19 protein-coding genes are annotated in these 18,789 nt (G+C 69.2%); 2 read left to right on the top strand and 17 right to left on the bottom strand.

The annotated features are described in order from the left end of the window. Positions 1 to 23: 23 nt before the first annotated feature. The 13 genes from csrA to rlmE form a co-directional block, all read right to left on the bottom strand. On the bottom strand, positions 24 to 236 hold the full coding sequence (gene csrA / locus M3U25_RS04790; protein WP_010341308.1) for a carbon storage regulator CsrA: 213 nt from the start codon (positions 234 to 236) through the stop codon (positions 24 to 26). 136 nt (positions 237 to 372) lie between these two features. Next, positions 373 to 3,024, bottom strand: a complete 2,652-nt coding sequence (alaS, locus tag M3U25_RS04785; RefSeq protein ID WP_355499597.1) for an alanine--tRNA ligase — start codon at positions 3,022 to 3,024, stop codon at positions 373 to 375. Between the two features lie 106 nt (positions 3,025 to 3,130). After that, complete coding sequence (gene recX, locus M3U25_RS04780) at positions 3,131 to 3,622, bottom strand: recombination regulator RecX (RefSeq protein ID WP_019797330.1); 492 nt, start codon at positions 3,620 to 3,622, stop codon at positions 3,131 to 3,133. Positions 3,623 to 3,740: 118 nt separating this feature from the next. Next, the gene (gene recA, locus M3U25_RS04775; RefSeq protein ID WP_160946567.1) at positions 3,741 to 4,778 is read right to left on the bottom strand and encodes a recombinase RecA; all 1,038 of its coding nucleotides are present in this window, start codon (positions 4,776 to 4,778) and stop codon (positions 3,741 to 3,743) included. Between the two features lie 196 nt (positions 4,779 to 4,974). Continuing rightward, on the bottom strand, positions 4,975 to 5,610 hold the full coding sequence (gene lexA / locus M3U25_RS04770) for a transcriptional repressor LexA (RefSeq protein WP_160946566.1): 636 nt from the start codon (positions 5,608 to 5,610) through the stop codon (positions 4,975 to 4,977). 331 nt (positions 5,611 to 5,941) lie between these two features. Continuing rightward, on the bottom strand, positions 5,942 to 7,618 hold the full coding sequence (locus M3U25_RS04765) for an AarF/UbiB family protein (protein WP_355499602.1): 1,677 nt from the start codon (positions 7,616 to 7,618) through the stop codon (positions 5,942 to 5,944). 34 nt (positions 7,619 to 7,652) lie between these two features. After that, positions 7,653 to 8,147: a CinA family protein gene (locus M3U25_RS04760; RefSeq protein ID WP_160946565.1), complete on the bottom strand. Its 495-nt coding sequence runs from the start codon at positions 8,145 to 8,147 to the stop codon at positions 7,653 to 7,655. Between the two features lie 162 nt (positions 8,148 to 8,309). After that, the gene (hflX, locus tag M3U25_RS04755) at positions 8,310 to 9,635 is read right to left on the bottom strand and encodes a ribosome rescue GTPase HflX (RefSeq protein ID WP_355499606.1); all 1,326 of its coding nucleotides are present in this window, start codon (positions 9,633 to 9,635) and stop codon (positions 8,310 to 8,312) included. Between the two features lie 26 nt (positions 9,636 to 9,661). Beyond that, positions 9,662 to 9,937 (bottom strand): RNA chaperone Hfq, encoded by a 276-nt coding sequence (gene hfq / locus M3U25_RS04750; protein WP_010341316.1) that lies wholly within the window; start codon positions 9,935 to 9,937, stop codon positions 9,662 to 9,664. 119 nt (positions 9,938 to 10,056) lie between these two features. Next, positions 10,057 to 11,007 (bottom strand): tRNA (adenosine(37)-N6)-dimethylallyltransferase MiaA, encoded by a 951-nt coding sequence (gene miaA, locus M3U25_RS04745; RefSeq protein WP_355499610.1) that lies wholly within the window; start codon positions 11,005 to 11,007, stop codon positions 10,057 to 10,059. Next, complete coding sequence (gene folP, locus M3U25_RS04740) at positions 11,007 to 11,912, bottom strand: dihydropteroate synthase (protein WP_160946562.1); 906 nt, start codon at positions 11,910 to 11,912, stop codon at positions 11,007 to 11,009. Before folP ends, miaA begins: the two co-directional genes overlap by 1 nt. 235 nt (positions 11,913 to 12,147) lie before the next feature. Then, entirely contained in the window at positions 12,148 to 14,082 is a 1,935-nt protein-coding gene (ftsH, locus tag M3U25_RS04735) for an ATP-dependent zinc metalloprotease FtsH (protein WP_160946561.1), read from the bottom strand. Positions 14,083 to 14,153: 71 nt separating this feature from the next. Beyond that, the gene (gene rlmE / locus M3U25_RS04730) at positions 14,154 to 14,786 is read right to left on the bottom strand and encodes a 23S rRNA (uridine(2552)-2'-O)-methyltransferase RlmE (RefSeq protein ID WP_017910618.1); all 633 of its coding nucleotides are present in this window, start codon (positions 14,784 to 14,786) and stop codon (positions 14,154 to 14,156) included. A gap of 66 nt (positions 14,787 to 14,852) precedes the next feature. On the opposite strand from rlmE, the gene yhbY reads away from it, so the two are divergent. Next, a complete protein-coding gene (gene yhbY, locus M3U25_RS04725; protein ID WP_355499615.1) occupies positions 14,853 to 15,158 on the top strand; it encodes a ribosome assembly RNA-binding protein YhbY in 306 nt (101 codons plus the stop codon). A 19-nt stretch (positions 15,159 to 15,177) separates the two neighbouring features. After that, positions 15,178 to 15,552: an Mth938-like domain-containing protein gene (locus M3U25_RS04720; RefSeq protein WP_019796326.1), complete on the top strand. Its 375-nt coding sequence runs from the start codon at positions 15,178 to 15,180 to the stop codon at positions 15,550 to 15,552. Positions 15,553 to 15,888: 336 nt separating this feature from the next. Here the strand turns inward: M3U25_RS04720 and M3U25_RS04715 are convergent, their stop codons facing one another. The 4 genes from M3U25_RS04715 to surE are packed head-to-tail and all read right to left on the bottom strand — an operon-like array spanning position 15,889 to position 18,770. Continuing rightward, on the bottom strand, positions 15,889 to 16,686 hold the full coding sequence (locus tag M3U25_RS04715) for a peptidoglycan DD-metalloendopeptidase family protein (RefSeq protein WP_355499618.1): 798 nt from the start codon (positions 16,684 to 16,686) through the stop codon (positions 15,889 to 15,891). After that, positions 16,683 to 17,297 carry a YqaA family protein gene (locus tag M3U25_RS04710; protein WP_242080964.1) on the bottom strand — a complete coding sequence of 205 codons (615 nt, stop codon included), beginning with the start codon at positions 17,295 to 17,297 and terminating at the stop codon, positions 16,683 to 16,685. The genes M3U25_RS04715 and M3U25_RS04710 overlap by 4 nt, the downstream gene beginning before the upstream one ends. 19 nt (positions 17,298 to 17,316) lie before the next feature. Next, complete coding sequence (locus M3U25_RS04705) at positions 17,317 to 17,994, bottom strand: protein-L-isoaspartate(D-aspartate) O-methyltransferase (RefSeq protein ID WP_026143980.1); 678 nt, start codon at positions 17,992 to 17,994, stop codon at positions 17,317 to 17,319. Beyond that, positions 17,991 to 18,770 (bottom strand): 5'/3'-nucleotidase SurE, encoded by a 780-nt coding sequence (gene surE / locus M3U25_RS04700; RefSeq protein ID WP_160946557.1) that lies wholly within the window; start codon positions 18,768 to 18,770, stop codon positions 17,991 to 17,993. The genes M3U25_RS04705 and surE overlap by 4 nt, the downstream gene beginning before the upstream one ends. Positions 18,771 to 18,789: the final 19 nt, after the last annotated feature.

Raw genomic sequence — 18,789 nt, 5'->3', positions numbered from 1 at the left:
CTCAGGTAAACCCTTTTGACGCATCAATCGGCAGATTGATCGCCGTGACCGCCGCCGTGCGAGTTCGGCTCGTCGCCGCGCTGGATGCGCTGGTAGATCTCTTCGCGATGCACCGCCACGTCCTTCGGCGCGGTGATGCCGATGCGCACTTGATTGCCCTTGACCCCAAGCACCGTCACGGTGACCGAATCGCCGATCATCAAGGTTTCGCCTACCCGGCGAGTCAGGATCAACATTGTTTGAATTCTCCAGGGAACCGGTGGGTCTCACCGGCACGGCGCCCGCGCTGCGGCACGCCCCATAATGAAAGGGAAAAGAGGGGTGATGTTACGGGAAGCCGCGCCTTGCCAGCAAGGCACGCGGCTCGGGTGTTCAGGGGAGATGTTGCTTGACCCAGGCCGGGACGCCGGCGAGCGCAGGGGCAAGGGCGGGCCCGTCCTCGCCACCACCCTGGGCGAGGTCCGGGCGGCCGCCGCCCTTGCCCGAGATCTGACCGGCGATGTGGCTCAACAGTTCCCCGGCCTTGACCCGCCCCATTGGGCTGCCGTTCACGCCTGCCACCAGGGCGACCTTGCCCTCGCTGGCACCGGCCAACACGATCACGCTGTCGCCCAACTGCTGCTTCAGGCGGTCCATGGCCTCGCGCAGGGCCTTGGCGTCGAAGCCTTCCAGCCGCACCGCCAGCACCTTCACGCCGGCAACGTCGACCGCCGAACCGGCCAGGTCGGCGGTGGCACCGGACGCCAGCTTGGCCTTCAGCGCCTCCAGTTCGCGCTCCATGCGCTTGTAGCGGTCGCCGAGCTGGCGGATCTTGTCGACCACGTCGTGGCTGTTGCCGCCGACCAGGTCGGCCGCCTCGCGCAGCCGGGCTTCCTCGGCCGCCACGTAGTCCAGCGCGCCCTGCCCGGTCACCGCCTCGATGCGGCGCACGCCGGCAGAAACACCGCCTTCGCTGGTGATCTTGAACAGGCCGATGTCGCCGGTCCGCCCGACATGCGTGCCGCCGCACAGTTCGGTGGAGTAGTCGCCCATCTTGAGCACACGCACACGCTCGCCGTACTTCTCGCCGAACAGCGCCATGGCGCCGAAATCCAGCGCCTCCTGCATGCCCATCTGATGCACTTCGGCGGCGTTGTTGGCCCGGACCTGCTGATTGACCTTGCGCTCGATCAGCGCCAGTTCCTCGGCCCCGATCGGCTGGAAATGCGAGAAGTCGAAACGCAGGCGATCCGGCGCCACCAGCGACCCCTTCTGCTGGACGTGGGTACCCAGCACCTCGCGCAGGGCAGCATGCAGCAGGTGCGTCGCGGAGTGGTTGAGGATGGTGGCGCCGCGGCGCTCGGCATCGACCTGGCCGGCCAGGACGTCGCCGATCTTCAGGCTGCCTTCTTCCAGCGTGCCGACATGGCCATGGAACTGGCCGGCGAATTTCTGCGTATCGGTGACCGTCAGGCGAGTGCCGGCGGCGGTCAGTGTGCCGAGATCGCCGACCTGGCCGCCGGATTCGGCATAGAAAGGCGTTTTGTCGGTGAGCACGATGACTGCGTCGCCGGCCTGGACCGACTGCACCGGGCGACCGTCCTTGAGCAGGGCGACCACGCGCAGGCCGTCGGCCTGCAGGCTGTCGTAACCCAGGAACACGGTCGGGGCCAGGGTCGCCACCAGGTCCGCCGGCAGCTGCACGCCACCGCCGAACTTGCCGGCTTCGCGCGCCCGCCGGCGCTGCTCGTCCATTGCCGTCTCGAAGCCCTGCTCGTCCACGCGCAGGTCGCGCTCGCGGGCGATGTCCTGGGTCAGGTCCAGCGGGAAGCCGTAGGTGTCGTACAGGCGGAAGGCATCTTCGCCGGCGATCACCCCGCCCTGCGCCTTGGCGGCGACGTCCTCGAAGATCTTCATGCCGGCATCGAGGGTTTCGGCGAAGCGCTCCTCCTCGGCCTGCAGGGCGCGCAGCACGGTGTCCTGGGCCGCAGTCAGCTCCGGATAGGCCTCGCCCATCAGTTCCACCAGGGTCGGCACCAGCTTGCTGAAGAACGGCTGGCGCACGCCGAGCATCCAGCCATGGCGCAGGGCGCGGCGGATGATCCGGCGCAGCACGTAGCCGCGGCCTTCGTTGGACGGCAACACGCCGTCGACGATCAGGAACGCGCAGGCACGGATATGGTCGGCGATCACACGCAGCGACTTGTTCTCCAGGTCGGCGGTGCCGGTCAGCTCGGAGGCCTTGCGGATCAGCGTCTGGAACAGGTCGATCTCGTAGTTGGTGTGCACGTGCTGCAGGATCGCCGCCAGGCGCTCCAGGCCCATGCCGGTATCGACGCAGGGCGCCGGCAGCGGCACAAGGGTGCCGTCGGGCTGGCGGTCGAACTGCATGAACACCAGGTTCCAGATCTCGATGAAGCGATCGCCGTCTTCGTCCGGCGAGCCCGGAGGACCGCCGGCGATGTGCGCGCCGTGGTCGTAGAAGATCTCGGTGCACGGGCCGCAGGGACCGGTGTCGGCCATCTGCCAAAAGTTGTCCGAGGCGTACGGCGCGCCCTTGTTGTCGCCGATGCGCACGATGCGCTCGGCGGGTACGCCGATCATGTCGCGCCACAAGGCATAGGCCTCGTCGTCGGTGTGATAGACGGTGACCAGCAGGCGCTCGGCCGGCAGCTTCCAGACCTGGGTCAGCAGTTCCCAGGCCCAGGCGATGGCGTCCTTCTTGAAGTAGTCGCCGAACGACCAGTTGCCGAGCATTTCGAAGAAGGTGTGGTGGCGCGCGGTGTAGCCGACCGAATCGAGGTCGTTGTGCTTGCCACCGGCGCGCAGGCAGCGCTGCACGTCCGCCGCGCGCACGTAGCTGCGCTTCTCGGCGCCCAGGAACACGTCCTTGAACTGCACCATGCCGGAATTGGTGAACAGCAGCGTCGGGTCGTTGCCGGGCACCAGCGGCGCGGACGGCACGATGGTATGGCCCTTCCCCTTGAAGAAGTCGAGGAAGTCGCTGCGGATCTGGGAGGTGGAGAATTTGGCGGGTGCGTTCATGGGCTGGCTATAGACGAGCGGACGGGCTTCCGGCAACTCCCTCCTAGATGAGGGCGCCACGGAAACCGGACAAGACAACTCGCCAAGGGTAGCAGGCCCGGCCCGCTCAGTCCTCCGTAGCGTCGCGGACCGCGGCGCGGATGCTGTCGCCATCGAAGCCACGCCGTGCCAGCAGATCGGCGGCCTTGCGCCGCTGCGGCAAGTCCATCGCCCCGGCAGCGCCGAAGCGGCGCCGCACCAGATCGCGGGCGTTTTCGGTCCAGTCGCCTTCGAAAGCGCCCATCGCGGTGGCGATGGCCTCGCTGTCCAGGCCGTGGGTACCGAGCTCGGCACGGATATGCAGAGGGCCGTAGCCGGACCCGGCGCGACTGCGCACCAGCAGTTCGGCGAAGCGGCCATCGTCCTGCCAGCCCTCGCCGCTCAGGCGCTCCACCGCCTCGGCGGCGGCCTCGGCCTCCACGCCGCGCGCGCGCAGCTTGCGGGTCAGTTCCTTGCGCGAATGCTCGCGCCGCACCAGCAGGCCCAGCGCTTTCTGCAGCGGCGTCTGCTCAGCTTGCCGGCGACGCCGGCGTGGTTCCTGCGCGTGTTCGTCGCTCATGCGCCAGCCACCCTACTCTGAAAAATGCGCCGTCCCTGGCGCGCGCCCTCCTGGCTTGCTCAAGACTGCCGAGGGAGACGAGCGGCACTGACTCCACCGCTCCCCCGGCAGAAAACCGTTACGCGTCGTCGTCTTCCGCCTCGGCCTCGCTCGGCGCGATCTCCGTGGGCTGGAACTTCTCGCGCAGCTCGCTTTCCAGCTTGGCCGCGACCTGCGGGTTGTCGCGCAGGTAACCACGGGCGTTGTCCTTGCCTTGGCCGATGCGCTCGCTGCCGTAGCTGTACCAGGCACCGGCCTTCTCGACCAGCTTTGCTTCCACGCCCATGTCGATCAACTCGCCCTCGCGGCTGATGCCTTCGCCGTAGAGGATTTCGGTGATGACCTGCTTGAACGGAGGCGCCAGCTTGTTCTTGACGACCTTGATCTTGGTCTGGTTACCGATGATCTCGTCGCCCTTCTTGATCGCGCCGATGCGGCGGATGTCCAGGCGCACCGAGGCATAGAACTTCAGCGCGTTGCCGCCGGTGGTGGTTTCCGGGCTCTGGCCCGGCATCATCACGCCGATCTTCATGCGCAACTGGTTGATGAAGATCACCAGGGTGTTGGAGCGCTTGATGTTGCCGGTGAGCTTGCGCAGCGCCTGGCTCATCAGGCGGGCCTGCAGACCCGGCAACTGGTCGCCCATCTCGCCTTCGATTTCGGCCTTCGGGGTCAGCGCGGCGACCGAGTCGACCACCACGATGTCCACCGAGCCCGAGCGCACCAGCATGTCGGCGATTTCCAGCGCCTGCTCGCCGGTGTCCGGCTGCGACAGCAGCAGCTCGTCGACGTTGACGCCCAGCTTGGCGGCGTAGATCGGGTCCAGCGCGTGCTCGGCGTCGATGAACGCGGCGGTGCCGCCGTTCTTCTGGCACTGGGCGATGGCCTGCAGGGTCAGGGTGGTCTTGCCCGAGGATTCCGGACCGTAGATCTCGACCACGCGGCCCTTCGGCAGGCCGCCGATGCCCAGCGCGATGTCCAGCATCAGCGAGCCGGTCGGGATCACTTCCACCGCTTCGATGACGCGATCGCCCATCCGCATCACCGAGCCCTTGCCGAACTGCTTCTCGATCTGGCTCAGGGCGGCAGCGAGCGCGCGCTTCTTGTTCTCGTCCATTGTGGTGTCCTTGGAAGGTGAGGAGGATTTGCGGAGTGAGGTCAATGTAAGGGCCTGGTATCGCACGGACTGAGACAGTGCGTGGCGAGATGAAAATAATTCGTCCGCACCGGGCTGCGGCAGCGGCGAATGGCGATATCTGGGGTCGGAAAAGTCCGGCCGGCGCTGTAGTGCATGCCCTGTTCCACGCGCGGCATCAGCGATTGGGGCGCAGCAGGCCGCAGTACAGGCCTTCGATGGCGAACTCCTGATCCGGCAACACCTCGATCGGCGCGTAGTCCGGGTTGCGCGGCAACAGGCGGATGCGGTCCTTGCCGATCTTCAGCAGCTTGACCGTGATCTCCTCATCGATGCGTGCCACCACGATCTGCCCGGAGCGGGCATCGCGGGTGCGGTGCACGCCGATCAGGTCGCCGTCGAAGATGCCTTCGTCGCGCATGGAGTCGCCCTGCACCTTCAGCAGATAGTCCGGCGCCGGCGAGAAGAACACCCGGTCCAGCACCACGAAGTCGTCCGAGCCGATGTCCGCGCCGATCGGCAGGCCGGCGGCGACGCGCCCGAGCACCGGCAGGCGCAGCACGTCGGCGCTGTCCACCTGTGCCGCCGGCGGCGGGGTCGCCGCCCCGCCGAGCAGGCGGATGCCGCGCGCCTGCCCGGGCACGCGGCGGATCGCGCCGGCCTGTTCCAGCGCTTCCAGGTGGTATTGGGCCGCGCGCACGCCTTTGAAGCCGAAGGCACGGGCGATCTCGGTCTGCGACGGCGGCACGCCATCGTGTTCGATGCGCTCGGCGATCAGATCGAGGATCGCCTGCTGGGTTTCGGTCAGGTCCATGGTTAGTAGTAATACTACTAAATAGACTGGCGAGCAACTGGCGCGTGGAACCGGAGTGCCGGTGCGCAGCGTTGCCGGCGGCTTGGGCAGGTCCGCACGGCAGCCTGCCTTCGCTGCAGGCGCCTCGCGGCCTCTGCTTCGCGCGTCCTTCCAGGCGGCTCTGCATCTCGTCATAGCGCTGTGGGCAGAGCGACTTGGCCACATCGCGCCGGGGCTGAAGCCCCTCCCACAGTGGGAGTACGTGTGCGCTGGCTCGTGTGGACGCGGCGCGGTGCCCGACCCACAGCCTCGACGCCTTGCGGCGGAGCGTGCTCGACGGTGTGTGCCGCGCTCAGCGCCCGCTGCGCCAGATCGAGAACAGGATCCACACGCCGGACAACGCCGCGCCGACGAAGCCGCAGACGCCGATCGCCAGCAGCCAGCGGCTGGAAATGCCGCCGACGCTGTTCATCACGATCGACGAGCCGATGATCAGTGCGGCGGTGACGATGCCCATGGTCAGGCGGTTGGCGGCGCGGTTGACCTGGTCGCCGAAGCCTTTCAGCGAACCGGTCTCCACGTTCAACTGCAGGCGCCCGCGGCGCGCCGCCTGCAGCAGCCGGCGCGTGTCGCGCGGCAGGTCGCCGAGCAGTTCCAGCGCGCCCAGTACGGTGCGCCGGCCGCGCCGGGCCATCGCCCGCGGCGCGAACCGCTGCAGCATCACCCGCTCCAGGTACGGGGCGGCGGCGCCGGCCATGTCGAAGTCCGGATCGAGCTGGCGCCCCACCCCTTCCAGGGTCAGGAAGGTCTTGATCATCAGCGCCAGGTCGGCCGGCAGCGCCAGCGCGTGCTGGCGCAGCAACGCGGTGACGTCGCCGAGCATGGCGCCCACCCGCAGGTCCTTCAGCGCCACGCCGCGGTACTGGTCGACGAAGGCGGCGATCTCCAACTGCAGGCGCGCCTCGTCGACCTCGACCTCGCCGTCGGTCCACTCCAGCAGGATGTCGGCCACCGCTTCGGCGTCCTGGGTGACCAGCCCGTGCAGCAGTTGCACCACCTGGTAGCGGCGCTGCTCGGAAATGCGCCCGACCATGCCGAAGTCGATCACCGCGATGCGCTCGCCGGGCAGGTAGAAGATGTTGCCCGGATGCGGATCGGCGTGGAAACAGCCGTCCTCCAGCACCATCTTCAGCACGATGTCGGCACCGGTGCGCGCCAGCCGGCGCCGGTCCAGGCCGGCGGCTTCGACCCCAGCCAGGTCGCGACCGCCGATGCCGGCGACGAAGTCCTGCACGTTCAGCGTCTCGCAGGTCCACTGCCAATGCACCCGCGGGATCACGATCTCGTCGTGTCCCTGGAAGTTGGCGGCGATGCGCTCGGCGTTGCGGCATTCGCCGGCGAAATCCAGCTCGCGGCGCAGCGACAGGGTGAACTGGTGCACCACCGCGGCCGGGTGGTAGCGTTTCAGGTCCGGCGCGCGCGCCTCGACGATCTCGGCCAGCCGCGCCAGCAGTCGCAGGTCGGCCTCGATCACCTCGCGGATGCCGGGGCGACGCACCTTGATCACCACCGCGGTGCCGTCGTGCAGCCAGGCGCGATGGGTCTGCGCCAGCGAGGCGGCGGCCAGCGGGGCTTCCTCGACCTCGGCGAAGATCGCCGTCGGCGCCTCGCCGAGCGCCTCGATCAGTTGCGGCAGGATCTGCGGATAATCCAGCGCCGGCGCCGCGTTCTGCAGTTCGCCGAGTTCGTCGATCCACTCCGGCGGCAGCAGGTCCACGCGCGTGGCCAGCACCTGGCCCAGCTTGACGAAGGTCGGGCCGAGATCCTGCAGCGCGCGCCGCACCCGTTGCGGCGCCGACATGCGCAGCATCTCCTCGGCGTTGTGCCAGTGCAGCAGGCGCCCGGCGCGTTCCAGCACGTCGGCCATGCCGATGCGCCGGACCACGTCGCCGAACCCGTAGCGGATCAGCACCGAGGCGATTTCCTGCAGACGCCCCAGGTCGCGGACGGTGCTCAAGGCCTCCCACATCGCGCTCATCCTCGGGGAAGGCGCGCGGCCATGATCACAGCAACGCGTCCAGGCCGTGCAGGGCCGCGGCCACGGTCTGCCGGCGCACCGCATCGCGGTCGCCCGGGAAATGGAACAACTGCGCGCTGGCGTAGCCGCCGCGGCGCTTCCAGCCCAGCCACACGCTGCCGACCGGCTTGTCGGCCGAACCGCCACCGGGGCCGGCGATGCCGGTGACCGCCACCGCGACGCTGGCGCCGGAATTGACCAGCGCCCCGGACACCATCTCGATCACCGTCTCGCGGCTGACCGCGCCGTGATGCTCCAGCGTCTGCGGACGCACGCCCAGCAGCGCCTGCTTGGCCTCGTAGCTGTAGGCGACGATGCCGCAGTCGAACCACGCCGAGGACCCGGCGACGTCGGTCATCACCTTGGCGATCCAGCCGCCGCTGCAGCTTTCGGCGGTGACCAGGCGCTCGCGCGCGGTGCGCAAGCGGTCGCTGAGCGCGGTGGCCTGTTGCAACAACTCCGAATCGGTGGGAAGCGTCATGGCACAGCTCGGGAAACCAGTGCGCTTTGTAGCCCAATTCGCCGTGGCTGTCGCGCCTGTGCGCGCCGGCGGACGGCTGGGCGTCAGCCGACGCGGCGCAGGTGTAGCTGCCACGCCGGCCGTCACTCGCTCGATCGCGGTGGCCCGACGCACCGTGCACCGCTAGCGCTGCTGCCACTCCTCCTGCTCGCGCGGCGGCAGCAGCGCGCGGATCGGCGCGCCGTCGGCCGCGGCGGCCAGGCGCTCGGCCTCGGTGATCGGGATGTCCACCTGCAGCAGCCAACCGTCCTCGTCGGCCAGCTCGCTGCGGATCACCTGCAACTGGTGCAGTTGCGAGCGCAGGCGTCCGGCACTCGGCGGCAGGCGCAGGCTGCCCTGCACGTGGCGCAGGCCCAGGCGCTGGCCGAGCACGTGCTGCAGCAGGTCCAGGCCGCGGCCGTCGCGTGCGGAGATCCACACCCGCTCGCGCCGCGCCGTGTCCGGCACGCCGTCCTGCGCATCGTGGCGCACCTCGGCGCCGTCGATACGGTCGATCTTGTTGAACACCAGCAACTGCGGCAGTTCGCCGGCGCCGACCGCGTGCAGCACCTCGTCGACCTGGGCGATGCGCTCCTCACGCAACGGGTCGGCGGCATCGACCACGTGCAGCAGCAGATCGGCTTCGCGGGCCTCGGACAACGTCGAGCGGAACGCCGCGACCAGTTCGTGCGGCAGGTTGCGCACGAAGCCGACGGTGTCGGCCAGCATCGCGTTGCCGCCAGGCAATGCGATGCGCCGCACGGTCGGGTCCAGCGTCGCGAACAACTGGTCGGCAGCGTAGGCCTCGGCGCCGGTCAGGGCGTTGAACAGCGTGGACTTGCCGGCGTTGGTATAGCCCACCACCGCGATCCGCGGCAGTTCGCTGCGCACCCGCGCACGGCGCATCTGGGTGTGCTGCACCTCGACCTTCTCCAGCCGCTTCTGCAACTGCTCCACCCGCTTCTGCAGCAGGCGGCGGTCGGTCTCCAGCTGGGTTTCGCCGGGCCCACGCAGGCCGATCGAACCGCCGCGCTGGCGCTCCAGGTGGGTCCAGCCGCGCACCAGCCGCGTGGCCATGTGCCGCAACTGGGCCAGCTCGACCTGCAGCTTGCCTTCGTGGCTGCGCGCGCGCTGGGCGAAGATGTCCAGGATCAGCCCGGTGCGGTCGATCACCCGCCGCTCCAGGATCTTCTCCAGGTTGCGCTCCTGGCCGGGACTGAGCGCGTGGTTGACCAGGACCAGGTCGGCGCCGCTGGCGTCGGCGGCGGCCTTGACCTCCTCCAGCTTGCCGCTGCCGATCAGCGTCGCCGGACTCGGCTTGTCGATACGCGCGGTCACGGTGGCGGCGATGCTGGCGCCGGCCGAGCGCGCCAGGTCGGCGAACTCTTCCAGCACATCGTCTTCCAACGGACCGCCCGCGTAGGGCTGGATCAGCAGTGCGTGTTCGCCGCGGCGGGACCGATCAAACACCCGCGGCTCCGCTCTTTACCACCGAACTACTCGACTTCGTCATCACCCGCACTGCCACCTTCGTTCTGCTGCACATAACCGCCGCCCGGTCCCACGCGCACGTTGCGCGCCGGCACCACGGTGGAAATGGCGTGTTTGTAGACCATCTGGCTGACGGTATTGCGCAGCAGGACCACGAACTGATCGAACGACTCGATCGTGCCCTGCAGCTTGATGCCGTTGACCAGATACACCGAGACAGGCACCCGTTCGCGACGCAACGCGTTGAGGAAAGGATCCTGCAAGGATTGCCCCTTGGACATGCTTCACTCCCAAATTATTGTTTTTATTGTCCGGGACGGCACTGCAGCTCCCCTGCCGTGGTCCGGAACGTCGATGTTACACAACCGCGGGCGCCAGCACAGCGCGACCGGCCGCCGGATCAGCCGAGGAAGGCGTCCACGGCCGCCCGCAGGCGCCCGGCGTCACACGCCGGGTCGAACCAGCGTGCGTCCTGCTCGCCGCGCAGCCAGGTGAACTGGCGCTTGGCCAGTTGCCGGGTGGCGGCGATGCCGCGGGCGCGGAAGTCCGCCGCATTGCCGATGCCGTCCAGGTACTCCCAGGCCTGGCGGTAGCCGACCGCGCGCACCGCCGGCAGCGCCAGCGGCTGCGCGACCGCCTGCATCCCGGGCAGCGCGCGCAGGGCGCGCACTTCCTCCAGGAAGCCCTGCTCCAGCATCGCGTCGAAGCGGGCTTCGATGCGCCCGTGCAGCACCGCGCGCTCGGCCGGCGCCAGCACCAGCTTCAGCACCCGCAGCGGCAACCGCGGCGGCCCCGGATCCGCCTGCCAGGCGCTGATCGGCCGGCCGCTGAGCCGGTACACCTCCAGCGCACGCTGGATGCGCTGGGCGTCGCCGGGGCGGATGCGCTGCGCGGCCAGCGGATCGATCCGCTGCAGTTCCGCGTGCAGCGCCGCCCAGCCTTCGGCCTGCGCACGCGCGGCCAGCGCCGCACGCAGCTGCGGGTCGGCCGCCGGCATCGGCGCCAGCCCCTCCAGCAGCGCCTGGAAGTACAGGCCGGTGCCGCCGGCCAGGATCGGCAGGCGGCCGCGGGCGGCGATCGCCTCCAGCGCGGCGCGCGCGTCGGCGGCAAACTCGGCCGCCGAATAGGGCTGCCAGGGATCGCGCAGGTCCAGCAGATGGTGCGGCACCCGCGCGCGCTCTGCCGCATCGGGTTTGGCCGCGCCGATGTCCAGGCCGCGGTAGACCAGCGCCGAATCGACGCTGACGATCTCGCCGCCGTAGCGTTCGGCCAGGGCGATCGCCGCGGCGGTCTTGCCCGAGGCGGTCGGGCCCATCAGCGCGATCGCGCGCGGGCGCCGGTCGGCCGCCATCAATCCTCGTCCGGCCAGCGGATCGCCGCTGCGGCGGACGAGCCGGTGGCGCGCGGCAACGGCACCGCCTGCAGCGCCTGCCAGACCTTCAGCGCGTCGACGGTGGCGGCGACGTCGTGCACACGCAGCAGCGTGGCACCGCGTTGCGCGGCCAGCAGGTGCGCGGCGACCGAACCGGCCACCCGCTGCTCCGGCGCCTCGCGCCCGGTCAGCTCGCCGATGCTGCGCTTGCGCGACAGCCCTGCCAACACCGGCACGCCCAGCTCGACCAGCCGCGCCAACTGCGCCAGCAACTGCAGGTTGTCGGCGGTGCTCTTGCCGAAACCGAAGCCCGGATCGACCAGGATGCGCCGCTTGTCGATCCCGGCCATCTCCGCCGCGAAGATGCGCTCGGCCAGGAACCGGTGCACTTCGCCGACCACGTCGTCGTAGCCGGGCGCGCTGCCGGCGGCGTAGGCATCGGCGGGCATGTGCATCAGCACCACCGGCACCCCAAGTTCCGCAGCGGCATCCAGCGCGCCGGGCTGGCGCAGGGCCTGCACGTCGTTGATCATGCCGGCGCCGGCGGCGACCGCGGCGCGCATCACCTCCGGCTTGAAGGTGTCCACGCTCAGCGGCAGCGCGGTCTGCGCAGCCAGCCGCTCGATCACCGGGATCACCCGTCGCAGTTCCTCCTCCACCGGCACCGGGGTGGCGCCCGGGCGCGTCGATTCGCCACCGATGTCCAGCAGGTCGGCGCCCTCCGCGGCCAGGCGCAGGCCATGCGCCACCGCCGCGTCCACGCTGGCGTGCGCGCCGCCGTCGGAAAACGAGTCCGGGGTGACGTTGACGATGCCCATCACCCGCGGGCGATCGAGCAGCAGCCGGTGGGCGCCGCACTGCAGGCTGGGCGAGGTGTCGAACATCGGCAGATCTCCTGGAGGATGGCCGCCGCCTGCGGCGAGCACGGCGCCGGCGATGGCCGCAACGTGGGTTCGCGGCTGCGCCGCGCGCCGCGCATGGCAGCGGGTCGTGAATCAAGCGGCCATTGTCGCGCACCCTCGAGCGGACGACGAGCCGGCGGGCGGCATCGCCAGCGGCCAGCGACAAAAAAGCCAGGGATCGCTCCCTGGCTTTTCGGTGCTTGCAGGTTCGCCGCGCTTAGACCTGTTCGGCGGGCCCGGCGATCGGCGGCAGTGGCCGCGAATTGCCCTTGTCGTTGCCGCCGTCCTTGCCGGACCGGTTCCAGCCCATCGGCGGCGGCGGATCGCGGCCTTCCATGATCGCGTCGATCTGCGGCGCGTCGATGGTCTCGTACTGCAATAGCAACTGCGACATGGTGTGCAGCTTGTCCAGATTCTCGGTGAGAATCTGGGTGGTCTTGGCATATGCCTTGTCGAGGATCGACCGCACCACTTCATCGATGCGCCGCGCGGTGTCGTCGGAGACGCTCTTGTGCTGGGTCACCGAACGGCCCAGGAACACCTCGTCGTCCTCCTCGCCGTAGGCGATCGGACCCAGCTCGTCGGACAGGCCCCACTTGGTGACCATGTTGCGCGCCATCTTGGTCGCCCGCTCGATGTCGTTGGACGCACCGGTGGTGACCTTGTCGGTGCCGAAGATCAGTTCTTCGGCGACGCGGCCGCCGTACAGCGAGCACAGCTGCGATTCGATCGCCACGCGGTTCATCGAGTACTTGTCGCCCTCGGGCAGGTACATGGTCACGCCCAGCGCACGGCCGCGCGGGATGATCGTGACCTTGTAGACCGGGTCGTGTTCGGGCACCAGCCGGCCGACGATGGCGTGGCCGGCCTCGTGATAGGCGGTCAGCGTCTTCTCGTCCTCGCTCATCGCCATCGAGCGGCGCTCGGCGCCCATCAGGATCTTGTCGCGGGCACGGTCGAAGTGATCCATGCGCACTTCCTTGACCGACTCGCGCGCGGCGAACAGGGCCGCCTCGTTGCACAGATTGGCCAGATCGGCGCCGGAGAAACCCGGGGTACCGCGGGCGATCACCATCGGCTCAATGTCGTCGGCCAGCGGCAGCTTGCGCATGTGCACCTTGAGGATCTGCTCGCGGCCGCGCACGTCCGGCAGGCCGACCACGACCTGGCGGTCGAAACGGCCCGGACGCAGCAGCGCCGGATCCAGCACGTCCGGACGGTTGGTCGCGGCGATCACGATCACGCCCTCGCCGCCCTCGAAGCCGTCCATCTCCACCAGCAACTGGTTGAGGGTCTGCTCGCGCTCGTCGTGACCGCCGCCCAGGCCGGCGCCGCGGTGACGGCCCACCGCATCGATTTCGTCGATGAAGATGATGCACGGCGCGTGCTTCTTGGCCTGCTCGAACATGTCGCGCACGCGGCTGGCACCGACGCCGACGAACATTTCCACGAAGTCCGAACCGGAGATGCTGAAGAACGGTACCTTGGCCTCGCCGGCGATGGCCTTGGCCAGCAGGGTCTTGCCGGTACCCGGCGGGCCCACCATCAGCACGCCGCGCGGAATCTTGCCGCCGAGCTTGGTGAACTTGGTCGGGTCGCGCAGGAAATCGACCAGCTCGCCGACCTCTTCCTTGGCCTCGTCGCAGCCGGCGACGTCGGCGAAGGTGATCTTGATCTGGTCCTCGCCCTGCAGCTTGGCCCGCGACTTGCCGAAGGACATCGCGCCCTTGGCGCCGCCGCCACCGCCCTGCATCTGGCGCATGATGAACAGCCAGAAGCCGATGATCAGGATGACCGGCAGGAAGTTCAGCACCAGCGACCAGAAGCTCGGGCCGTTGTCCGGCTTCTGCCGGGTGATGTCCACGTTCTTGCTGTACAGCACGTCGATCAGCTTGTCGTCGCTCGGACCATAGACCATGCCCTCGCTGTTGTCGGCGCGCTTGAAGCGGATCGCGTTGACCGAGAGATTGGTGGCGTCGGTGAAATCGACCGACTTCACCCGCCCGGCATCCACGTCCTTCAGGAACTGGGAGTAGGTGACGTTGTCGACGCCCGCGCCGCCGGCGAGACGCGGCGAGAAGCTATTGAACACCACCATCAGCACGACGGCGACGACTACCCACAACAGCAGATTCTTGGTCAAGTCGTTCATCCTCATTGGCTCCGGTGTCCCTTCAACTCTGTCTCGATGCGTAGCATTGCGGGTTCAGCCTTGCGTTCAGCTTACTTGATCTGGGCGCGCTTGCCCTGTCCGAGGGCATAGACCTCCGGCGAGCGCTTGCGCGACGCGGCCGGCTTGCGGATGGTCACCTTTTCATAGCGGCGGCGCATGTCGCGGATGTAGTCGTCGAACCCCACGCCCTGGAACAGCTTGATCAGGAACGCGCCATTCGGCTTCAGGTGGCTGTCGGCGAATGCCATCGCCAATTCCGCCAGATGCATCATCCGCGGCTGGTCGACCGCATCCATTCCGCTCTTATTGGGGGCCATATCCGACAGCACAAGGTCCACCGGGGTATCGCCCAGCATGGCCTCGAATTGCGATAGCACCGCGTCCTCCCTGAAGTCACCGTGAAGGAACTCCACGCCGGCCAACGGCGGCATCTCCAGGATGTCCAGGGCCAGGACCCGGCCGCGGTCGCCCATCGACTTGCGCACCTGCTGCGACCAGCCGCCCGGGGCGGCGCCGAGATCGACCACCACCATGTCCGGCTTCAGCAGCCTGTCGCGCTGCAGCAACTCTTCCAGCTTGTAGGCCGCGCGCGAGCGCATGCCTTCGGCCTGGGCCTTCTTCACGAAGGGATCGGCGAAATGTTCGCGGAGCCAGCGTTGGCTGCTTTTGCTGCGGGTGGCCATGGACGCACGGTCGGGAGGGGCGGCCATGATACCCTGATCGCCCTTGCCAACCCTGCTCCCACCTGCATGTCGATCAGCCTGACCTCGGCCCAGAACCGCTTCCTGCGCGGCCTGGCCCACGACCTCAAACCCCTGTTGCAGATCGGCAGCAAGGGCGTCACCCCGGCCTTCCTGGCCGAACTGGACGAGGTGCTGGAGCGCCACGAACTGGTCAAGGTGAAGGTCGGCGGCGACGACCGCGAGGCCCGCAACGCCGCCATCGGCAGCCTGGTGGAGCAGTCGCACAGCGTGCTAGTGCAGCGCATCGGCCATACCGCGATCCTGTATCGCCCGGCCAAGGAAGACCGGCAGATCGTGCTGCCGCGCGCCTGAGCGCGCCCTCGGTGACCCCATGCAACTGACCCAGGACCTGCCCGACTACGCCTACGCCCTGCGCATGGCCGACGGCCGCCAGGCCAAGGTGAACGACCGGCTGCTGACCCGCAGCTTCATCCTCGCCCCGGACACCCTGGTCGAGGACTGGCAGGCGCCGCTGGCCGGCGACCTGCAGCCGCAGCATCTGCAGCCGCTGCTCGCGCTCAACCCTGCCCTGGTGATCCTCGGCACCGGCGAACGCCAGGTGTTTCCTGCTGCGGCGGTGATGGCGCTGTTCCTGACCCGCGGCATCGGCATCGAAGTGATGAGCAACGCGGCCGCGGCGCGCACCTACAACGTGCTGGCCGCCGAAGGCCGGCGCGTGGCGGTGGGGTTCCTGCTCGAAGGCTGAGCCCGGCGTCTCTGCGGACCCGTCCCACGCCCTCCACAGACATTCACTCCCGTAGGAGCGGCTTCAGCCGCGACCTGTGACATTCGCTAGAACCCCGGTCGCGGCTGAAGCCGCTCCTACGAAAGCCGGAGATGAGGACCGGCTACACGCTGCGCCAGGGCGGCAACCCATTGGTCGCGCCGGCGTTACTTCGGCGGAAGATACAGCAGCGGGTCGACCCGCTTGCCGTTGTAGCGGGTGAGCCGGCGGCGCTTGCGGCCCACTGGGCCGCGCCGTTGGCGAACGCCCGGCGCGCTGCGCCGGGCCGGGGATCCGCCCGCTTGAGGATGCGACCGGTTACTTCGGCGGAAGATACAGCAGCGGGTCGACCGGCTTGCCGTTGTAGCGGATCTCGAAGTGCAGCATGTCGCGCGCCGCGCCGCTGTGGCCCATCTCTGCGATCTGCTGGCCGGCCTTGACGTTCTGGCCTTCGTTGACCAGGCGCTTGCGGTTGTGGCCGTAGGCCGACAGCCACTGTTCGTTGTGCTTGACGATGATCAGTTCGCCATAGCCCACCAGGCCGGCGCCGGAATACACCACCACGCCATCGGCGGCGGCCCGCACCGCTTCGCCGTTGCTGCCGGCGATGTCCACGCCCTGCTTGGTGGTTTCGCCGCTGACGAAGCGGCTGACCACCACGCCATCGGCCGGCCAGCGCCAGGAGAACCCGCTGCTGACCGGTGTCGGCGACGCGGCGATCGGCGGCCGCGCCGCCGCTGCCGTGCCGGCAGCCGGCGGTACTACCGCGGTGCCGCTGCCGGGCCGCGCGGCACCCGCGCCGCCGGGCGGATACAGCCGCAGCGATTGCCCCGGGTAGATCGTGTACGGCGGCTGCAGGCCGTTCCAGCCCGCCAGGTCCTGCGGGGTGATGTTGTTGGCACGGGCGATCGCATACAGCGTGTCGCCGCGGCGCACGGTGGCGCTGACCCCGGGCTTGGGCACGGACACCCGCGGCGCCGAGGCGGCGCTGCCGCGTACGGGCGCACCGCCGGGGGTGCGGACCACCGTGGCGCTGCTGCAGGCGCCGAGCGCCACCGCCACCAGCACACCCAGGCCGCAACGCAGGCCGTTCCGCACCACCCGATCGACGCTCATCCGAACTTGGCTCTCCATATGACCCACACCACCAGCAGCGCCAGGATCGCCGAGGCGACCCAGCCGAGCGGCTCGATCCAGCGGCGCAACGCGGCTTCCGCGCGCGGCCCGCCGAGGCGAATCGCTCCGGCCACCAGGTACACGCGCTTGCCGCGCCCGACCAGCATGCTCGCCAGGAACGGTAGCAGCGGCACCCCGACGATGCCTGAGGCCCAGGTGAATATCTTCAGCGGGATCGGCGTGAACCCGGCCAGCACCAACAGCCAGAACGCGCGCCACGGCGACTCGGCGATGACCTCGCGCAGGTGGCTGACCTGCGCGTCGATCTTCTGCGTCCAGCCCAGCCATTCGATCAGCGGCTGCACCGCGGCGAAGGCGAAATGCCCGAGCAGGTAGCCGATCATCGCACCGGCCAGCGAGCCGAGCAGGCTCAGCGTGGCGAACCACAGCGCGCGCCGCGGCTGCGCCAGCGACATCGGCGCCAGCATCACCTCCGGCGGCACCGGGAACACGATGGCCTCGGCAAAACTGAGCCCGGTCAGCAGCGCCGGCGCGCGGCGGTGCCGCGACCAACTGATGGCGCGTTCGTACAACGGCCCAAAAATCTTCATCCAGTGCGGCTCCGGGAGGTCAATCCAGCATGCCCGACAGCAACGGGACGAAGGTCACCGGCGCCAGGACGTCTTGTTCGATCTGGCCGTCGGCAGCGCGGCGCAGGCGGATCAGCGATTGCGCGGACGGGCCGCCGACCGGCGCCACCAGGCACCCGCCCGGCGCCAGTTGCTCGATCAGGGCATCGACCAGCGCCGGCGCCGCGGCGGTGACCACGATCGCATCGAAGGGACCGTGCTCGGGCCAGCCGATGCGGCCGTCGTCGTGCTTGCTGCGCACGTTCATGCCGAGCTGGCGGAAGCGCTTGCGCGCCTGCCGCAGCAGGTCGCCGATGCGCTCGACGGTGTGCACCTCCAGGCCCAGTGCGGCCAGGATCGCCGCCTGGTAGCCGGAGCCGGTGCCGACTTCCAGCACCTTCTTCGGCGCCGCTTCCAGCACCGTCTCGGTCATGCGCGCCACCACCCACGGTTGCGAGATGGTCTGGCCGTGGCCGATCGGCAGCGCGGTGTCCTCGTAGGCGCGCGAGGCCAGTGCCTCGTCGATGAACAGGTGCCGCGGCACGGTGCGTACCGCGTTGAGCACGCTCTCGTCGCGGATGCCGGCTTCGCGCAGGCGCTCGACCAGGCGGTCGCGCACGCGTTGCGAGGTCATGCCGATGCCGATCGCTTCCGGCTGCAGGCGCAACCGCGGGGTCATGCCGGGCGGTCCAGCGCGGCGGTCAGGCCGCCGACCCAGCTGGCGACCTTTTCCAGCGCCTGATAGCGGGTCAGGTCGACCTGGATCGGGGTGATCGAGATGAAGCCGGTACGCACCGCGTGGAAGTCGGTGCCGGGGCCGGCGTCCTGCTCGCGTCCGGCCGGGCCGATCCAGTACACGGTGCCGCCGCGCGGGTCGGTCTGCGGCAGGCAGGGTTCGGAGCGGTGGCGGTTGCCGAGCCGGGTGACCTCGAAGCCCTTGATCTCCTGCCACGGCAGGTCGGGCACGTTGACGTTGAGGATGGTGTCGGCCGGCAGCGGATCGGCCTTGAGCCGCGCCACGATCTCCACCGCCGCGCGCGCGGCGGTCTGGAAATGCTTGGGTTCGTGGTTGTGGGTGACCAACGACACCGCCACTGCAGGCAGGCCCAGGAAGCGGCCTTCCATCGCCGCCGAGACGGTGCCGGAATAGATCACGTCATCGCCGAGGTTGGCGGAATTGTTGATGCCGGAGACCACGATGTCCGGGTCGAACTCCAGCATGCCGGTGAGCGCCAGATGCACGCAGTCGGTCGGGGTGCCGGCGACGCTGCAGGTGTAATGGTCGATGCGCTTGAGCCGGATCGGCAGATCCAGGGTCAGCGAATTGCTGGCGCCGGACCGGTCGCGGTCGGGTGCGACCACCGTCACTTCGTGGCCGGCGCCGCGCAACTGCTCGGCCAGCATGCGAATGCCGGGGGCGTCGACGCCGTCGTCGTTGCTCACTAATACGCGCATGGTGCTCCTCGAAAACCGG

Source organism: Xanthomonas sp. PPL134, from assembly GCF_040595915.1.
GTDB lineage: Bacteria > Pseudomonadota > Gammaproteobacteria > Xanthomonadales > Xanthomonadaceae > Xanthomonas_A > Xanthomonas_A indica.
This window is presented reverse-complemented; position numbering and strand designations above follow the sequence as displayed.